The following is a 19294-nucleotide window of genomic DNA, read 5'->3' as shown; positions in this document are numbered from 1 at the left end:
TTAACGCACCTTCAGCGTTGCCAGGCCAATCAGCACCAGCATCAGCGAAATGATCCAGAAGCGCACGATCACGCGCGGTTCCGGCCAGCCTTTCAATTCATAGTGGTGGTGAATCGGCGCCATGCGGAAAATGCGTTGCCCGCGCAGCTTGAACGATCCCACCTGCAGGATCACCGACAGCGTCTCTACCACGAACACGCCGCCCATGATCACCAACAAGAACTCCTGGCGCAGCAGCACCGCAATGGTGCCCAGCGCGCCGCCCAGCGCCAGCGAACCGACGTCGCCCATAAACACCTGGGCCGGGTAAGTGTTGAACCACAGGAACCCGAGGCCGGCGCCGACGATGGCGGTACACACGATCACCAATTCACCGGCATGACGCAGATACGGGATATGCAGGTAGTTGGCGAAGTTCATGTTGCCGGTCGCCCAGGCCACCAGCGCAAAACCGGCCGCCACGAATACCGTCGGCATGATCGCCAGGCCATCCAGACCGTCGGTCAGGTTGACCGCGTTGCTGGTGCCGACGATGACGAAATAGGCCAGCAGGATGTACAGCAGGCCCAGCTGCGGCATCACGTCCTTAAAGAACGGCACAACCAGCTCGGTGGCTGGCGTGTCTTTTCCTACGGCGTACATGGCGAATGCGACGATCAGCGCAATCACCGACTGCCAGAAATACTTCCAACGGGCGATCAGCCCCTTGGTGTCCTTACGTACCACCTTGCGGTAGTCGTCGACGAAACCGACGATACCGTAACCCACCAGCACGAACAGTACGCACCAGACATAGGGGTTGGACGGGTAAGCCCACATCAGCACCGAAATGGTGATGGAGGTCAGGATCATGATGCCGCCCATGGTCGGCGTGCCGCGCTTGCTGAAGTGCGACTCGGGGCCGTCGTTGCGCACCACCTGGCCGAAGGACATTTCTTGCAGACGCTTGATCACCCGCGGGCCCATCCACAGCGACAGGAACAGCGCGGTCAGCAGGCTGACAATGGCTCGGAACGTCAGGTAAGAAAAGACGTTGAAGCCTGAGTAATATTTGACCAAATGCTCGGCCAGCCAAACTAACATGGTGCTTTCTCCTGTAACGCGCGTACTACCTGCTCCATTGCGGCACTACGTGAACCTTTGATTAACACGGTGATGACCGCATGTTCCGACAGTAATTCCGCCACGCGCGCGATCACTGCTGTCTTGTCCTGATAATGTTCGCCGTTGCCGGAGGCTTCGCTCAGTACGCGGCTCAAACCGCCGACGCTGATGACTTTGTCGACTCCGGCCAGACGGGCGGCTTCGCCCACCTGACGGTGGCACTCTTCCGCTTCTGCGCCCAGCTCGGCCATATCGCCGACCACCATCACGCGGTAGCCCGGCATTTCCGCCAGCACCTGCGCCGCCGCGGTCATCGACCCGACGTTGGCGTTATAGCTGTCGTCCAGCAGCAGCTTGCCTTCGGCCAGCGCCACCGGGAACAAACGTCCCGGCACCGCCTGCAATTGTTTTAACCCCTGACGCACCGCTTCCAGAGTGGCGCCTACCGACATCGCCAGCGCCGTGGCCGCCAACGCGTTGGCCACGTTGTGGCGCCCCGGCAGCGGCAGTGCGATCTCGGCGCTGCCGAACGGGCTGTGCAGCGTGAACTGCGTGCCTGCGCCGTTCACCCGCACCTCGTCCGCGAAGAAGTCCACGCCTTCGGCGGCCTGCGGTGAGAAGCGCCAGACGGTTTTGCCGTCCAGCATGCTCTGCCAGTGCGGCCAGTCATTGTTATCGGCGTTGATGATCGCCACGCCGTCGGCCGGCAGGCCGGTAAAGATTTCACCTTTCGCCTGGGCGACGCCGGCCAGCGAGCCGAAGCCTTCTAGGTGCGCAGCCGCCAGGTTGTTCACCAAAGCGGTCTGCGGACGCGTCAATGCGGTGGTGTAAGCAATTTCGCCAATGTGGTTAGCGCCCAGCTCTATCACGGCAAAATCATGCTGCGGCTCCAGACGCAACAGCGTCAGCGGCACGCCGATATCGTTATTGAAGTTGCCGGCGGTATGCAGCACTTCGCCGCATTCACGCAGAATGGCGGCGGTCATTTCTTTCACCGACGTCTTGCCCGAGGAACCGGTCAGCGCAACCACGCGCGCCGGCACCTGCTGACGCACCCAGGCGCCAAGCTGGCCCAGCGCCACACGGGTGTCTTTCACCACCAGCTGCGGCGCGTCCACTGATAAGCGCTTACTGACCAGCAGCGCCCCGGCGCCTGCGGCTACGGCATCCGCCGCGAAGTCGTGCGCATCGAAACGCTCGCCTTTCAGCGCCACAAACAGGCAACCGGCGGTCACCTTGCGGGTGTCTGTCGTCACCTCGACAATTTGGCAATCGGCGCCCACCAGTTCAGCGCTCAATACCTCAGCCAGTGTCTGAAGAGAGACAGGGATCATGCCAGCACCCCCAGCAGTCGGGCGACCGTCGTGCGGTCGGAGTAATCCAGGCGGCGGTTGCCCACCAGCTGATAATCTTCGTGGCCTTTGCCCGCTACCAACACCACATCCTGCTCCTGCGCCTGCATGATGGCGCTGGTCACCGCTTCGGCGCGGCCGTGGATCACCAACGCCTGCCCGGCGTCCAGCAATCCGGTCAGGATGTCGTTGATGATCGCGCGCGGCTCTTCGGTGCGCGGGTTGTCATCGGTGATCACCACGCGATCCGCGAACTGCTCGGCGATACCGCCCATCAGCGGGCGCTTGCCCTTGTCGCGATCGCCGCCGCAACCGAAGACGCACCACAATTGCCCCTGACAGTGCAGGCGCGCGGCTTCCAACGCTTTCTCCAGCGCATCCGGCGTGTGGGCGTAATCCACCACTACCGTCGGTTTGCCCGGCGCGTTGAACACTTCCATGCGGCCGCAGACCGGCTGCAGACGGTTGCCGGCTTCCACCAGCGCCGCCAGCGGATAGCCCAGCGACAGCAACGTCGCCAGCGCCAACAGCAGGTTGCTGACGTTGAAAGCGCCCATCAGGCGGCTTTCAATCTCGCCGTCGCCCCAGCTGGAGCTGAAACGAATAGTCGCACCGTTGTCGTGATAGTCGACCGCCGTGGTTTTCAACCAGCGGCCGTGGCAGCCCGGCTGCAGGTTGTCCTGCATCGTCACCGCTACCGCATCCGGCAATTTGCCCAGCCAGCGCTGACCGACTTCATCGTCGGCGTTGATGATCGCCTGCCCCACGTTGTGGGCGGCGAACAGCGACCATTTGGCCGCTTCGTAATTGGCCATATCACCGTGGTAATCCAGGTGATCGCGGCTCAGGTTGGTGAAGACCGCCGCAGCGAACGGCAGCGCCGCCACCCGGTGTTGCACCAAACCGTGGGAAGAAACTTCCATGGCGGCGAAGGTCGCGCCCTGTTCCGCCAAATCGTTTAATACGTGTTGAACATCCACCGCAGAACCGGTGGTATTCTCGGTCGGACACACCTGGCCCAGCAGGCCGTTGCCGACGGTGCCCATCACCGCGCTGGTTTCGCCCAGCAGTTGGCTCCACTGCGCCAGCAGCTGCGTGGTGGTGGTTTTGCCGTTGGTGCCGGTCACGCCGACCAGGCGCAGGCGCTCGCCCGGCTGGTGGTAAAAACGCCCGGCCAGCGCGGAAAGTCGCTGGTTCAATTGGCTCAGGTAGATCACCGGCACGCCGTGCATCTCAACGATGGCGCCGTCTTCGGCCTGACCGTCAGCCTCGGCGATCACAGCGGCGACGCCCTGCGCGATGGCCTGCGGAATATAGCGGCGCCCATCCGTTTGATGGCCGACAACGGCGACAAACAGATCCCCGGCAGCCGCCACACGGCTGTCTAATGTCATTTCCCGCAGCGCGCGCCCGGGTGCCGTCGGCACCCACGGGGCGAGTAAGTCGCGCAAATTACGATCTGCCACCTGAACCCTCTTTCTTGTTAATCACTAATTCGCTTTTGTCACCGGTAGGCAACGCGTCAGGCTCGACGTTCATGGTGCGCAATACGCCGCCCATGATCGCGCCGAACACCGGCGCGGAGATTGCGCCACCATAGTACTTCCCACCCTGCGGGTCGTTGATGACGACCACCAGGGCAAAACGGGGGTTACTTGCCGGCGCAACGCCGGCGGTATAAGCGATGTATCGGTTGACGTATTTGCCGTCCGGGCCCACTTTTTTCGCGGTACCGGTCTTGATGGCGATACGGTATCCCTTGATGGCGGCTTTCACGCCGCCGCCGCCCGGCAAGGCCACGCTTTCCATCATGTGCACCACGGTGCGCACCAGAGGTTCAGGGAAAACGCGTTCGCCGGCGACCGGAGGGTCAACCTTGGTGATCGACAATGGGCGATACACGCCCAGGCTGCCGATCGTTGCATAGACTCGCGCCAACTGTAACGGAGTTACCATCAGCCCGTAGCCGAAAGAGAAGGTGGCCCTCTCTATGTCAGACCACCGTTGTTTTTTTGGGTATATGCCACTGCTTTCTCCGACCAGCCCCAAATTGGTCGCTTTTCCCAGCCCAAAGCGAGAGTAAGTATCTACTAACGCTGAGGACGGCATCGCTAACGCCAGCTTTGAAACACCGACGTTACTCGACTTCTGCAAGATCCCGGTCAATGACAGCTCCGAGTACCGCGCCACGTCTTTGATTTCGTGGCCCTGAATGCGGTACGGGATGGTGTTCAGCACGCTGTTTTCTCGCACCACGCCGTTTTGCAGCGCGGTCATCACCACCATCGGCTTCACGGTTGAACCGGGTTCAAAAATATCGGTGATAGCGCGGTTACGCATGGTCTCTTTCGGCGTACCGGCCATGTTGTTCGGGTTGTAAGACGGGCTGTTGGCCATCGCCAGCACTTCGCCGGTGTTCACATCGATCAGCACCGCGGTGCCCGATTCGGCCTTGTTGAACGCCACGGCGTTGTTCAGCTCGCGATACACCAGAGCCTGCAGGCGCTCATCGACGCTCAGCACCAGGTTGTGCGCCGCCTGGCTGTCGACGGAGGAGATATCTTCGATCACGCGGCCGAAGCGGTCCTTGCGCACCGTTCTCTCGCCCGGTTGCCCGGTCAGCCAGCGGTCGAAGCTCTTCTCGACGCCTTCAATGCCTTGTCCGTCGATGTTGGTCACGCCGATGATATGCGACGTCACCTGCCCCGCCGGGTAGTAACGGCGCGATTCCTGCCGCAGGTAGATGCCCGGCAGCTTGAGTTTGTGGATGTAGTCGCCGATCGCCGGGTTAACCTGGCGAGCCAGATAAACGAAGCGCCCTTTCGGGTTGGCGTTGATACGGTTGGAGAGTTGGTCCAGCGGGATGTTCAGCGCATCGGAAAGCGCTTTCCAACGGCTGTCCAGCGTGATGCCGCCGCGCTCGTTCAGCTCTTTCGGATCGGCCCACACCGCATTGACCGGCACGCTGACCGCCAACGGGCGGCCGGCGCGATCGCTGATCATGCCGCGCGCGGTCGGCACTTCCTGCACGCGCAGCGAACGCATGTCGCCTTCTTTCACCAAGCGATCGGGATTGATGACCTGCAGGTAAGCGACGCGCAGCATCAGACCGACCATCGCCAGCAAAATACAGCCGCACAGCAACGCAAAACGCCAGCTGACAAAGCTGGCCTGATCTTCCTGGCGTCTCATCTTACCGGGGCGCGCTGCTTTCATGCGTTTCCTTTCTACTCCGTGTCATTATTCCGGTTAAACCATTCATTGTTTAACGATGATATTTTCCTGCGATGGATCAACATGTTGCATCTGCAGTTTTTCTGTCGCGATACGTTCAACCCGGCTGTGATCGCCGAGGGCGTTCTCTTCTAAAATCAGGTTGCGCCACTCGATGTCCAACGCATCGCGCTCCAATACCAGCTGCTCGCGCTCGGCGGTCAGCAGGCGGGTGCGGTGCGCGGTGGTCACCACGAAAATCGCGGAGACCAGTGACGCAATCAGTAAAATCAGAGGGATCTTGGCGTTGCGCAGCAGATCGCCGCCAATGACCCCAACCAGACCGTGACGTTCGTTGCCGATCACGCGGGCATCCTCTCAGCAATACGCAGCACCGAGCTGCGCGCACGCGGGTTGTCCGCCACTTCCGCTTCCGACGGCATCATTTTGCCCAGCGCTTTCAGCGTCCGGCCGCCCATGCCGCGCAGCTGTTCTTCGGTCAACGGAATGCCGGCCGGCACCTGAGCGCCGCGGCTATGGTGACGCATAAAGCGTTTGACGATGCGGTCTTCCAGCGAGTGGAAGCTGATGATCGACAAACGGCCCTGTGGGGCCAGTACTTCCAGCGCGCCGTCGAGCGCACGCTCGATCTCTTCCAGCTCGCTGTTGATATAGATGCGGATCGCCTGGAAGCTGCGCGTCGCCGGGTGCTTATGCTTTTCCCGGAACGGACTGGCATCGGCGATCAGATCCGCCAGCTCTTTGGTGCGCGTCATCGGCTCCACGCGGTTTCTTTCCACGATGGCGCGCGCGATGCGCTTGGCGAAGCGCTCTTCGCCAAAGGTTTTCAGCACCCAGGCGATGTCGTCCGCTTCAGCCTTCATCAGCCATTCTGCGGCAGACAGGCCGGTGGACGGATCCATGCGCATGTCCAACGGACCGTCGCGCATAAAGGAAAACCCGCGCTCTGCGTCGTCAAGCTGCGGCGAGGAAACGCCCAGATCGAGCAGAACGCCGTCGATCTTGCCCACCAGTTCGCGCTCCCGCACATAGTGCGACAACTCGGAGAATGGGCCGTGTACGATGGTAAAACGAGGATCTTCAATAGATTTGGCGGCTGCAATCGCCTGAGGGTCACGGTCAATCGCCAGCAAGCGCCCTTCCGGCCCCAGCTGGGACAGAATCAGACGAGAATGGCCACCGCGACCAAAAGTACCGTCGATATATATGCCGTTGCTGCGGATATTGAGGCCGTTGACGGCTTCGTCCAGCAGGACGGTGGTGTGTTTATAGTTTTCCAACATGCTTATAGCGACAAGTCCTGTAGCCGCTCAGACAACGGTTCCTGAGTCGACTGTTCAGCGTCAATATCATCCTTGACTTGTTGATACCAGGTCTGTTCATCCCACAGTTCAAACTTGTTGAACTGACCGACCAGCATCACTTCTTTCGTGAGCCCGGCGTGTTGCCGCAGCGTATTGGCGAGCAGCAAACGACCGGCACTATCCATCTGACACTCACTGGCATGCCCCAGCAGCAGGCGCTGAACGCGGCGCTCGGCGGGATTCATGCTCGACAGACGTGATAATTTTTGTTCAATAATTTCCCATTCGGGCAAAGGATAAAGCAGCAGGCAGGGCTGATGGAGGTCAATGGTACAGACCATTTGGCCTTGCGATTCCTCGTTGAGCAATTCCCGATATCGGGTAGGTACGGCGAGCCGCCCTTTGCTGTCGAGGTTGACCATCGTCGCTCCACGGAACATTCCTGAGCTACCCCTTAGTGACCGTTTTCACCACTTTACCCCACAAATTCCCACACAATGGAGTTTACGGAGGGTATGAAAACCTTGTCAAGCCAGAGCGGCAGCGCTTTGGCAATATTTCTCTGGTCATTTTGGGAGCTGACTCGCGAAAGAAACTCTGATTATTCGACGATTAAAAATTAACACCATGATAAACGGAGAGAATTTTCTAAGCGGAAAGAATCTGATTAAAAACCTGACGAACTGGCGATTAATTAACTCATTACTTCCTTCTGCAAGCCATGTCTCATTTTTCAGCTCGGCAATCTCAGGGCTGTAACCGCTGGCGAGCCGCGCCCGCCAAGGCTCGGCGTTTGGCGAACCGTTCGCGGAATAAGGCCATAACTCCTTGAGTTAATAACGCTCAATCGTTATTCACCGTCAAACCGCGCGCTATTTTACTTCAATTCGTGCACCAATGATGAGGCCGCGACAAAAATAAATGGCTCGGATATTACGAGCAGAAGCAATTTCTATTTAAATCAATTTGGTAAGATTATTCCCAAAATACCTGTTTACAATTATGGTTTCATTTTCTTACACCTTTATTTCCACAATTTTTTCCGGAAAAAATCCCCACCTGGCCCAAAAAAAACACAACACTATGTTTTTAATGAATTTATTCAAAAACACCGATTTTAATCTCTCCGCCCCATCCTGCCACCCGGTTCTGCGGGACAAAAACCGAACAAATGTTAAAAATAAAAATATAAAACTAGTTAAAAAACACAATACAGATTAGTAAACTACTTAAAAAGCAAAAAACAAGAATTAACAACCAAAAAATAACAATTTAACAGTATTTTAACCAAAAAAGGAGCCACTCATGCTTTCGCCCGCCGCCCACTGGCGCAGCGCCGCCGCCGATACGTTCGCGTTGGTGGTGTACTGCTTTATCGCCGGCATGGCGATCGAGGTGTTGATCTCCGGCATGAGCTTCCAGCAATCCCTCTCTTCCCGCCTGCTGTCGATCCCGGTCAACATCCTGATCGCTTGGCCTTACGGCCGTTATCGCGATCTGTTTATTCGCACGGCGCGCCGCAGCCCGCGCGGCCAGTTCCTGCTGCGCAATCTCGCCGATTTGCTGGCCTATGTCAGCTTTCAGTCGCCGGTTTATGCCGCCATTCTGTGGAGCGTCGGTGCCGACGGCCAGCAAATGCTGGCGGCAGTAACCAGCAATGCGCTGGTCTCCATGGCGATGGGTGTGGTGTATGGCTACTTCCTGGAGTATTGCCGGCGGCTGTTTCGGGTGACGGGTTACGTCTAAGACAGGAGCCCGGTCATGCGGGCCCCTGCTCGACGGCAAACTATTTACGGCTCAGGCTGCCGCGGCGGAACAGATTGCGACGAATGCGCGTCAGCCCCGGTTTAGGTTTACGCGGTTCGTCCAGGCTGGCCAGCACCAGCTCCAGCACGCGCTCGGCCACGTCGCGATGGCGCTGCGCCACCGCAAGCACCGGGCACTCGAGGAAATCCAACAGTTCATGATCGCCGAAGGTGGCGATCGCCAGATCGGTCGGCAAACGGCCGCGTTGCTTCAACGTCACGTCCATCACGCCCTGCAGCAAAGAGAACGAGGTGGTGAACAACGCCTGCGGCATCGGGTGAGTTTTCAGCCATTCGGCAAACAGCGCCCCGGCGGCTTCACGCTCGTAGCTGTTGGCGTACAGATAATCGACGTGGCGGGGGTCCTCTTGCCAGGCCTGGCGGAAGCCCTGCTCACGCAGGAAGCTGACCGATAGCTCCGGCAAGGCGCCCAGATACAGCACCGATTCCGCCGGGAAGGTGCGCAGCTCTTGCGCCAGCGCAAAGGCGTCTTCCTGATCGGCGCCCACGACGCTGATGAAATGCTCGCGATCCAACGCGCGGTCCAGCGCGATGATCGGCAACGGATCGTTGGCCCAGCGTTGGTAGAAAGGGTGCTCCGGCGGTAACGCGGTGGAAACGATGATGGCGTCCACCTGGCGCTGCAGTAGGTGTTCAATGCAGCGCATTTCGTTGTCCGGCTGATCTTCGGAACAGGCGATCAGCAATTGGTAGCCGCGCTGGCGCGCCTGACGCTCCAGGTAGTTGGCGATGCGGGTATAGCTGGTGTTTTCCAGATCCGGGATCACCAGACCGATAGAACGGGTACGCCCGGCGCGCAGCCCCGCCGCGACGGCATTCGGGTGATAGTTATGCTCCCTGACCACGGCCATCACTTTCTCGACGGTTTTATCGCTGACACGATACTGCTTCGCCTTGCCGTTGATGACGTAACTGGCCGTCGTGCGCGAAACGCCCGCGAGACGCGCGATTTCATCCAGTTTCACATTAACCCCTTAATGACGCTGAAAATAGAAGTGAAGGCTGTGCTCGGATTAACCATGACATCCCGTGCGGTTATTCAATCCAGCCTCTGCGATCTAACAGCAGAAAACACTGCCTAGCAACCGCTTTTGCCGAAAGGTGCCAGCAATCGGGCAAAAAATACCGAAAAACAAAGGGCGCAGCCACGCCGCGCCCCGATTATTCGCCAGCAGACCGCGCTCAGCGCATGATTTTGTCGCCGCGCGACACGCCGACCACGCCGGAGCGCGCCACTTCCACGATTTCCGCCACGTCACGCACCGCACTCAGGAAGGCGTCCAGTTTGTCGCTGGTGCCGGCCAATTGCACCGTGTACAGCGTTGCCGTCACATCGACGATCTGCCCTCGGAAGATGTCGGCACAGCGTTTCACCTCTTCACGGCCATAGCCGCTGGCCTGCAGCTTCACCAGCATGATCTCGCGCTCGACGTGAGCGCCCTGCACCAGCTCGCTGACGCGCAGCACGTCCACCAGCTTGTGCAATTGCTTCTCGATCTGCTCCAGCACTTTCTCGTCGCCGACGGTCTGGATCGTCATGCGCGACAGCGTCGGATCGTCGGTCGGCGCCACCGTCAGGCTTTCGATGTTATAACCGCGCTGGGAGAACAGCCCAACCACGCGCGACAAGGCGCCGGATTCGTTTTCCAGCAAGACAGATAAAATACGGCGCATGATCAGGTCCTCTCCGTTTTGCTAAGCCACATTTCGTCCATGCTTCCGCCGCGGATCTGCATCGGGTAAACATGTTCGGTTTCATCGACGGTCACGTCGACGAACACCAGCCGCTCTTTTTCCGCCAGCGCCTGCGCCAGCTTGCTTTCCAGCTCATCCGGCGTGCGAATGGCGATGCCGACATGGCCATAGGCCTCGGCCAGCTTGACGAAGTCCGGCAGCGAATCCATGTAAGACTGCGAGTGGCGGCCGGAATAAATCATGTCCTGCCACTGCTTCACCATGCCCAGATAACGGTTGTTGAGGTTCACCACCACCACCGGCAGGTTATATTGCAGCGCGGTGGACAGCTCCTGAATGTTCATCTGGATGCTGCCGTCGCCGGTAACGCACACCACGGTTTCCTCCGGCAGCGCCAGCTTGACGCCCAATGCCGCCGGCAGGCCGAAGCCCATGGTGCCGAGGCCGCCGGAGTTGATCCAACGGCGCGGTTTATCGAACGGATAATAAAGCGCGGCGAACATCTGGTGCTGCCCCACGTCCGAGGTCACATAGGCGTCGCCTTTGGTCAGACGATGCAGGGTTTCGATCACCGCCTGCGGCTTGATGGTGCCGCTGTTTTTGTCGTACCCCAAACAGTCGCGGGCACGCCACTGTTCGATAGACTGCCACCAGTCGCGCAGCGCATCTTGATCCTGCGTTTTGTCATCCTGCGCCAACAGCTCCAGCATCTGCACCAACACCTGTTTGGCGTCGCCAACGATCGGGATATCGGCATCCACCGTTTTGGAGATCGAGGTCGGATCGATATCGATATGCAGCACGGTGGCATCCGGGCAGTATTTGGCGAGATTATTGGTGGTGCGATCGTCGAAACGCACGCCGACGGCGAAGATCACATCGGCATGGTGCATGGTTTTATTGGCTTCATAGGTACCGTGCATGCCAAGCATGCCGATGCTCTGACGATGAGTGCCGGGGAAGGCCCCCAACCCCATCAGGCTGCTGGTCACCGGCAGATTCAATTGCTCCGCCAACGACAGCAGTTCGGCTTCGCAACCGGCGTTAATCGCGCCGCCGCCGACATACATCACCGGCTTTTTGGCCGCCAGAATGGTTTGCAACGCACGTTTGATCTGCCCGCGGTGGCCCTGCACCGTCGGGTTGTAGGAACGCATGCTCACGTCCTGCGGGTAGGCATAAGGCATCCGCACCGCCGGGCCGACGATGTCTTTCGGCAGATCGATCACCACCGGGCCGGGCCGGCCGCTGGAAGCCAGGTAAAATGCCTTCTTCAACACCGCCGGGATGTCTTCGGTGCGTTTCACCAGGAAGCTGTGTTTCACCACCGGCCGTGAAATGCCCACCATATCGCACTCCTGGAAGGCGTCGTAGCCAATCAGCGAGCTGGGCACTTGCCCTGACAGCACCACCATCGGGATAGAATCCATATAGGCGGTGGCGATGCCGGTAATGGCGTTGGTGGCGCCCGGGCCGGACGTCACCAGCACCACGCCCACCTCGCCGGTGGCGCGCGCGTAGCCGTCGGCCATGTGCACCGCCCCTTGCTCGTGACGCACCAGAATATGATCGATTCCGCCGACCGTATGCAGGGCGTCGTAGATATCGAGCACCGCCCCGCCGGGGTAGCCGAATACATGTTTAACGCCCTGATCGATCAACGATCGGACGACCATCTCGGCTCCTGACAACATCTCCATGGGTTTGCCTCCAGGCTTGCTTATTCTTCTCTGGCGCTGGAACGTAGCGCCTACTGCGGGGCAATGCCCCAAAATTTTTATGGGTTGTCGCTATCGAATTAACATAACGTCAGAATATGGGGCAGGCAAACGGCAAAATGGCTTAACCGCAGCGGGGTTATTGCCAAGCGGCTGGAGATCGTGGCTTTATAAAAACAATGCGCTAGCCCTGGGGTTGTCAGGCTAGGCATTGTTTCGAACAGAGGGGAAATTACAGAACTAAATCAGGCGAAGAATATGTCGTTTTTTTCGCCGGGCTGGCGGCCCGGCATCGGCCTCAGGCCTGTTCCCGGTACATCGAGTCGATTTCGCTCTGATAGCGCTGCAGGATCACTTTGCGACGCAGCTTAAGCGTTGGCGTCAGCTCTCCCAGCTCCATGGAAAAGGCCGCCGGCAGCAAAGTGAACTTCTTCACCTGCTCGAAACGCGCCAGCTCCTTTTGCATCTCGCGCAGGCGCTTCTCGAACATCTCAAGGATCTCACCGTTGCGCAGCAGCTCCAGGCGATCCTGGTATTTCAGGTTGACTGACTTCGCGTACTCTTCCAGCGACTCAAAGCACGGTACGATCAGCGCGGAAACGAACTTGCGCGCATCGGCGATGATCGCCACCTGCTCGATAAAGCGATCTTGCGCCAGCGTGCCTTCCAGCATCTGCGGCGCGATATATTTGCCGCCGGAGGTTTTCATCAAATCCTTCAGGCGCTCGGTGATGAACAGATTGCCCTCTTCATCGATCGCCCCGGCGTCGCCGGTTTTCAGCCAGCCGTCTTGGGTAAAGGTCGCGGCGGTTTCCAACGGCTTGTTGAAATAGCCGCGCATCACGATCGGCCCGCGCACCTGGATTTCATTTTCCTCGCCGATGCGCACCTCAACCTCCGGCAGCGGCTTGCCGATAGAGCCGAAGCGAAAATGCCCCTCTTCCCAGCAAGACACGGTCGCACAGGTTTCGGTCATGCCGTAGCCGTACTTGATGTTGACGCCCATCGCCTGGAAAAACAGGATCACATTGTCATCCAGTTTGGCACCCGCTGCCGGCAAGAAGCGCACCCGGCCGCCGAGAATGCCGCGCAGCTTGCTCAACACCAGCTTGTCGGCCCAGCGGTGGGAGAGTTCGAACAGTTTGCCCAACGGTTTGCCGGCGCGCTCCTGCAGGAACTTGCGTTCGCCGCAGACGATCGCCCAGTGGAACAGCGCGCGGCGCAGCCAAGGGGCGCGCGCCACTTTCTCATGCACCGCGCTGAAAATCTTCTCGTAGAATCGCGGCACCGCGCACATCAGCGTCGGGCGCACCTGGCCCATCGCTTCCCGCACCCAGTCGGTGTTCGGCAGGAAGACGTTCTGCGCGCCGGAATGCATGACAAAGAAGCTCCAGGCTCGCTCGAATACGTGCGACAGCGGCAGGAAGCTGAGCGACACATCCTCTTCGCCGACCGTCAGTCGTTCATCATGCAGGTAGAGCTGCGCCGCCAGGTTGCGGTAGTCCAGCATGACCCCTTTCGGTTCGCCGGTGGTGCCCGAGGTATAGATCAGGGTAAAGAGATCCTGCAGGTCGCACTCTTCAATGCGCTGCTGACGTTGAGCGGTAAAAGCCGCCGGATCGGCAGCGCGCTCGAAGGCGCTCAGATGTTGTGCGATCTCGCAGCCACGCAGATCGGCGCCCTCGTCGAACACGATGATATGACTCAGCTGCGGGCAGACGCCGCGCAACGCGATGGCGGCATCCAGCTGCGCCTGCTCGCCGACGAACAGGATGCGGATGTCGGCGTCATTGATGACGAACGCCGCCTGCGCCGGCGTATTGGTGGAATAGAGCGGTACGCTGACGCCGCGCAGATGCAGGATCGCGAGATCGGCCAGCGACCAGGCCATGGTGTTGTTGGCGAAAATGCCGATGCGCTCTTGCACTTCGGCCCCCAGGGCCAGCAGCCCAGCGGCAATGCGATCAATACGGGCAGCGGCCTCTCCCCAGGTCAGTTGAAGCTCACCGTTGGGCGACCATTGGCGAAACGCTGTGCGATCCGCGCGGTGGGTAATTTGATGCTGTATACGATGGATCAAATGGTATTGCAGCAGATTATTGATCATAGTGCTCTAAGCCTGAAATGAATCAAACAGTTAAGCCAGAACGACGCCTTGCGGTTCTCATCTCAGCTTACACGTGTTTACTTTTTTCTGCGCAGTCTACCTACTCTCAGACAGAGGGAAAAGCGATTTCAGCGTAGAAGTGTGAGCTAAAACACGGGCTAACTTCGTCGCTTTCATCGCCAGGACAAAACGGCGGGGAAAAGAGGGGGTGATGCCGATAAAATGCGGTCCATTCGGACCGCCGCATCAGATTAGTTTAAAATTCCAGTCGGAAAGACAAAATCAGAATATAAATTTATATTAATTATTTTTGGCAAACGAACCAACTCACCCTGAAAATAAGTTATTTAATCGCCGTAAAACCAAGAAACATCTTAATAAAAACACAGATAGTTCTTAGTTTTCATCATGAGAAAAATCGCTCGGTTAAATATTATCTTTATATAATCCCGGTTTTTTATCGCGTTACTTTTGGCTTCCCGCCTCAATCAGAACAGATTTCATCCACTGGTGCCCTTTATCCCGTTCGGAAGATTCATGCCAGGAAAGATAGCAAGTGGCTTTATTGTCATTGCCGCATAAAGGAACCGCCTTTATTTTCAACGTTTCCGTCTGTTGCCGCACCAACCAGGCGGGCGCAATCGCCACCATGTCCGTTTGCGACACCATATTCAGTACGCTATAGAGATCGGTGCACTGTTGCGTCACGGCGCGCAGCATCGGCTCCTCGGAATAAAAAGGTTTACTGAACGATCCAAAACTTTCCAGGGAAACCGCGGCATGCTGTTCGGCCAGCATGAGTTCCGACGTCGTCTCTTCTCCCATTCTCGGGTGCGCCTGCGCGGCCACCAGCACTAATTCGTCGTCGAACATCGCCAGGCTGCGGAACTCCGCCGATTCGAAACGGCTGTAGCCAATGACAAATTCAACATCCTGATAGCGTAATTGGTGTTCAATATTATTGTTAATATATGACTTTACTTGCAGATTAAGCTGCGGCGCGATCTGTTTGACGTGATTGATTATCCCGGCCCCCAGACGCAAATCGAGCGGACTGCACAAAGACAGCGAGAACGCCCGCGTGCTGGTCAACGGCTCAAACTCTGCGCCCGGCAGCTCATTCTGTACCAGCTGCAGGGCTTGCCGCACCGGGCCAAACAGCTGCCTGGCCCGCATGGTGGGCTGGATCCCGCGCCCGCAGCGCACGAACAGCTCGTCGTTGAACATCACCTTCAGGCGCGCCACCGCGTTGCTCACCGCCGGCTGCGACATGCCTAACGAATTAGCGGCTCGCGTAATATTTTGCATTTGCATTACGGCGTCAAACACCGTCAGCAAATTAAGATCGACACTGCGCAAATGGATGTCCGCCGGCTCTTTGACCATGGCGATTTCTGAATCATATTCAGCCATATTTCACTCCACTAAATCCTGTGTAGATAATCTAATCCTTATGCTCGACAAACAATGAAACTCCGCATTGTCTTATCTTTGCACGAAAAATCCTGCCATTACCGCCATCAGCCGATAAAAAACCTCGTGTTACCGACACGATATAAGTCGTATATGGAATGCATGTCAGCAGCTTCTACCGCCAGAGGAAGAATGCTACCTGGGTGGTACTAATAATTAGGTATCAACAATGATTAATACAATTAAACAACGTAACCGTGCCGTGTGAGACAAACTATAAAAACACATCGCAAGCCATCAAACCATCTAAAAACATCGCTCACTTTGTGTTAAATCGCATTATTTTGTTATTTTAAGGCCAAAACAATCAATTAATCATATGAATTCAACGCAAACCATTTGTATTAAAAATGTTATTTTATTGCCCTCCGTGATTAACCCGCTTATTTTTTCATCATGAATTTTAACTCAACGAAATCCAGAAGCAATTAGTGCAGTATATATTCGATTCGTTTATGCTAAGCAACGCGCAAACTGCCCTTCGTTTTTTCTCTGGCGCACTGCTTTTTTGCCGAAGGATCCTCTGTCCGGCAGATTAACCGGCGCATTGTCCCCGCATTCAATCAGGTGTTGACATCGCCAGACCAATCACGTATCAAATTAGGCAGACACCCAATTTAAGAGAAGCTGAACCATTATGATCCGTACTCACCGTCTACTAGGCCTACTACTCAACGCATCTTGCTTGCGCGGTATGCCTGTGGACGACGTTCGGAGCTGACTCAGCCGATCACCCATAAGAAACCCGCGCTACTGCGCGGGTTTTTTTTTGCCCGCTTAGCGTGAAATCAACACGATAAGGAATGCACCGATGAGCCAACAAGTCATTATTTTCGATACCACGCTGCGTGATGGCGAGCAGGCGCTGCAGGCCAGCCTGAGCGTAAAAGAGAAGATTCAGATTGCGCTGGCGCTGGAAAGAATGGGCGTAGACGTGATGGAAGTCGGCTTCCCGGTCTCTTCACCGGGCGACTTCGAATCGGTGCAAACCATCGCTCGCCAAATCAAAAACAGTCGTGTCTGCGGCCTGGCCCGCTGCGTGGACAAAGACATCGACGTGGCCGCCGAAGCGCTGCGCGTCGCCGAAGCTTTCCGTATCCACGTGTTCCTGGCGACCTCAACCCTGCACATCGAATCGAAGCTGAAACGCTCATTCGATGAAGTGCTGGAGATGGCGGTGCGCTCGGTAAAACGCGCCCGCAACTACACCGACGACGTGGAATTCTCCTGTGAAGACGCCGGCCGCACGCCGATCGACAATCTGTGTCGCGTGGTTGAAGCCGCCATCAACGCCGGCGCCACCACCATCAATATCCCGGACACCGTCGGTTACACCACCCCGAACCAGTTCGGCGGCATCATCACTACCCTGTATGACCGCGTGCCGAACATCGACAAAGCCATCATCTCCGTGCACTGCCACGATGATTTGGGCATGGCGGTCGGCAACTCCATCGCCGCAGTGCAGGCCGGTGCCCGCCAGGTGGAAGGCACCCTGAACGGCATTGGTGAACGCGCCGGCAACTGTTCGCTGGAAGAAGTGATCATGGCGATTAAAGTGCGCCAGGACATCATGAATGTGCACACCAACATCAATCACCAGGAAATTTTCCGCACCAGTCAGATCGTCAGCCAGCTGTGCAACATGCCGATCCCGGCCAACAAGGCGATCGTCGGCTCCAACGCCTTCGCCCACTCCTCCGGCATTCACCAGGACGGCGTGCTGAAGAACCGCGAAAACTACGAAATCATGACCCCGCAGTCGATCGGCCTGAAGGATGTGCAGTTGAACCTGACCTCCCGCTCCGGCCGCGCGGCGGTGAAGCACCGCATGGAAGAGATGGGCTACCAGGAGCAGGATTACAACCTGGATACCCTGTACGCCGCCTTCCTGAAGCTGGCCGACAAAAAGGGCCAGGTGTTCGACTACGATCTGGAGGCCTTGGCCTTCATCAACAAACAACAGGAAGAGCCTGAGCACTTCAGCCTGGGTTACTTCAGCGTGCAATCCGGCAGCAGCATCATGGCCACCGCCTCGGTGAAACTGATCTGCGGCGGCGAAGAGAAAGCCGAAGCCGCCACCGGCAACGGCCCGGTCGATGCGGTCTATCAGGCGATCAATCGCATCACCGATTACCCGATCGAGCTGGTGAAGTACCAGTTGACCGCCAAAGGCCATGGCCGCGATGCGCTGGGCCAGGTGGATATCGTGGTCTCTTACAATGGCCGCCGCTTCCACGGCGTAGGGTTGGCGACCGACATCGTCGAATCCTCCGCCAAGGCGATGGTGCACGTGTTGAACAATATTTGGCGCTCACAGCAGGTAGAAAAAGAAAAGCAGCGCCTGCAGCAAAACAAACATCAAAATAATCAGGAAACGGTGTGAACATGACGAAGACTTATCACATTGCCGTCTTGCCCGGAGACGGTATCGGCCCGGAAGTAATGGCTCAGGCGCGCAAAGTGTTGGACGCAGTGCGTCAACGCTTTGACATTCGCATCACCACCGCCGAGTACGACGTCGGCGGTATCGCCATCGATCGCCACGGCAGCCCGTTGCCGGCGGCGACCGTCGCCGGCTGCGAGCAGGCCGACGCCATCCTGTTCGGCTCGGTGGGCGGCCCGAAATGGGAACATCTGCCGCCGGCCGAGCAACCGGAACGCGGCGCGCTGTTGCCGCTGCGCAAACACTTCAAACTGTTCAGCAACCTGCGCCCGGCGCGCCTGTATCAAGGGCTGGAGGCGTTCTGCCCGCTGCGCGCCGACATCGCCGCCCGCGGCTTCGACATTCTGTGCGTGCGCGAATTGACCGGCGGCATCTACTTCGGCCAGCCGAAGGGCCGTGAAGGCCAGGGCATGCAGGAGCGCGCCTTCGACACCGAGGTGTACCACCGTTTCGAGATTGAGCGCATCGCGCGCATCGCCTTCGAGTCCGCCCGCAAGCGTCGCCACAAGGTGACGTCGATCGATAAGGCCAACGTGCTGCAAAGCTCCATCCTGTGGCGTGAAGTAGTCAATCAGGTCGCCAAGGATTACCCGGACGTGTCGCTGTCGCACATGTATATCGACAACGCCACCATGCAGCTGATCAAAGATCCGTCCCAGTTCGACGTGCTGCTGTGCTCCAACCTGTTCGGCGACATCCTGTCCGACGAATGCGCGATGATCACCGGCTCGATGGGCATGCTGCCATCCGCCAGCCTGAACGAACAAGGTTTCGGCCTGTACGAACCGGCGGGCGGTTCCGCGCCGGATATTGCAGGCAAAGGCATCGCCAACCCGATTGCGCAAATCCTGTCCGCCACCCTGCTGCTGCGTTACAGCCTGGGCGCCGATGAAGCGGCCGACGCCGTAGAACGCGCCATCAACCAGGCGTTGGAACAGGGCTACCGCACCGCCGATCTGGCCGGTGACGGCAAAGCCGTCAGCACCGATGAAATGGGCGACATCATCGCTCGCTTTGTAGCTCAGGGGGCATAAC

15 protein-coding genes are annotated in these 19294 nt (G+C 58.0%); 3 read left to right on the top strand and 12 right to left on the bottom strand.

The genetic code is table 11. The annotated features are described in order from the left end of the window. From mraY to mraZ, 7 genes are read right to left on the bottom strand one after another with little or no spacing between them, the layout of a single operon-like run. Positions 1-1083 (bottom strand): phospho-N-acetylmuramoyl-pentapeptide-transferase, encoded by a 1083-nt coding sequence (gene mraY, locus ACRAWE_RS20115; RefSeq protein ID WP_004932782.1) that lies wholly within the window; start codon positions 1081-1083, stop codon positions 1-3. Continuing rightward, positions 1077-2438 (bottom strand): UDP-N-acetylmuramoyl-tripeptide--D-alanyl-D-alanine ligase, encoded by a 1362-nt coding sequence (murF, locus tag ACRAWE_RS20110; RefSeq protein WP_432525806.1) that lies wholly within the window; start codon positions 2436-2438, stop codon positions 1077-1079. The genes mraY and murF overlap by 7 nt, the downstream gene beginning before the upstream one ends. Further along, a complete protein-coding gene (gene murE, locus ACRAWE_RS20105) occupies positions 2435-3922 on the bottom strand; it encodes a UDP-N-acetylmuramoyl-L-alanyl-D-glutamate--2,6-diaminopimelate ligase (RefSeq protein WP_063918153.1) in 1488 nt (495 codons plus the stop codon). Before murE ends, murF begins: the two co-directional genes overlap by 4 nt. Continuing rightward, a complete protein-coding gene (locus ACRAWE_RS20100; protein WP_019455066.1) occupies positions 3909-5672 on the bottom strand; it encodes a peptidoglycan glycosyltransferase FtsI in 1764 nt (587 codons plus the stop codon). The genes murE and ACRAWE_RS20100 overlap by 14 nt, the downstream gene beginning before the upstream one ends. Positions 5673-5714: 42 nt before the next feature. Further along, on the bottom strand, positions 5715-6035 hold the full coding sequence (ftsL, locus tag ACRAWE_RS20095; RefSeq protein WP_015376645.1) for a cell division protein FtsL: 321 nt from the start codon (positions 6033-6035) through the stop codon (positions 5715-5717). Continuing rightward, complete coding sequence (gene rsmH, locus ACRAWE_RS20090; RefSeq protein WP_004932794.1) at positions 6032-6973, bottom strand: 16S rRNA (cytosine(1402)-N(4))-methyltransferase RsmH; 942 nt, start codon at positions 6971-6973, stop codon at positions 6032-6034. Before rsmH ends, ftsL begins: the two co-directional genes overlap by 4 nt. Before the next feature lie 2 nt (positions 6974-6975). Continuing rightward, positions 6976-7434: a division/cell wall cluster transcriptional repressor MraZ gene (gene mraZ / locus ACRAWE_RS20085; protein WP_025159638.1), complete on the bottom strand. Its 459-nt coding sequence runs from the start codon at positions 7432-7434 to the stop codon at positions 6976-6978. 865 nt (positions 7435-8299) lie between these two features. Here mraZ and ACRAWE_RS20080 point away from each other — a divergent pair. Continuing rightward, positions 8300-8740, top strand: coding sequence for an L-alanine exporter AlaE (locus tag ACRAWE_RS20080; protein WP_019455064.1), 441 nt, complete (start codon positions 8300-8302; stop codon positions 8738-8740). A gap of 40 nt (positions 8741-8780) precedes the next feature. Here ACRAWE_RS20080 and cra read toward each other — a convergent pair whose 3' ends face one another. The 5 genes from cra to leuO form a co-directional block, all read right to left on the bottom strand. After that, positions 8781-9785, bottom strand: coding sequence for a catabolite repressor/activator (gene cra, locus ACRAWE_RS20075; RefSeq protein ID WP_004932801.1), 1005 nt, complete (start codon positions 9783-9785; stop codon positions 8781-8783). A gap of 217 nt (positions 9786-10002) precedes the next feature. Beyond that, positions 10003-10494 carry an acetolactate synthase small subunit gene (ilvN, locus tag ACRAWE_RS20070; protein WP_025159637.1) on the bottom strand — a complete coding sequence of 164 codons (492 nt, stop codon included), beginning with the start codon at positions 10492-10494 and terminating at the stop codon, positions 10003-10005. Positions 10495-10496: 2 nt separating this feature from the next. Next, positions 10497-12215 (bottom strand): acetolactate synthase 3 large subunit, encoded by a 1719-nt coding sequence (gene ilvI, locus ACRAWE_RS20065; RefSeq protein ID WP_432525805.1) that lies wholly within the window; start codon positions 12213-12215, stop codon positions 10497-10499. Between the two features lie 316 nt (positions 12216-12531). Further along, on the bottom strand, positions 12532-14340 hold the full coding sequence (locus ACRAWE_RS20060) for an AMP-dependent synthetase/ligase (protein ID WP_019455061.1): 1809 nt from the start codon (positions 14338-14340) through the stop codon (positions 12532-12534). A 465-nt stretch (positions 14341-14805) separates the two neighbouring features. Beyond that, the gene (gene leuO / locus ACRAWE_RS20055) at positions 14806-15753 is read right to left on the bottom strand and encodes a transcriptional regulator LeuO (RefSeq protein WP_154747112.1); all 948 of its coding nucleotides are present in this window, start codon (positions 15751-15753) and stop codon (positions 14806-14808) included. Between the two features lie 871 nt (positions 15754-16624). Here leuO and leuA point away from each other — a divergent pair. Then, a complete protein-coding gene (gene leuA / locus ACRAWE_RS20050; protein ID WP_004932820.1) occupies positions 16625-18199 on the top strand; it encodes a 2-isopropylmalate synthase in 1575 nt (524 codons plus the stop codon). A 2-nt stretch (positions 18200-18201) separates the two neighbouring features. Beyond that, positions 18202-19293, top strand: coding sequence for a 3-isopropylmalate dehydrogenase (gene leuB / locus ACRAWE_RS20045; RefSeq protein WP_025159635.1), 1092 nt, complete (start codon positions 18202-18204; stop codon positions 19291-19293). Position 19294 lies beyond the last annotated feature (1 nt).

The organism is Serratia sp. BFP-2025 (assembly GCF_050880365.1).
Lineage (GTDB): Bacteria > Pseudomonadota > Gammaproteobacteria > Enterobacterales > Enterobacteriaceae > Serratia > Serratia surfactantfaciens.
Note: the sequence above shows the minus strand (reverse complement) of the source record. Positions and strands in the feature narration are given on the sequence as shown.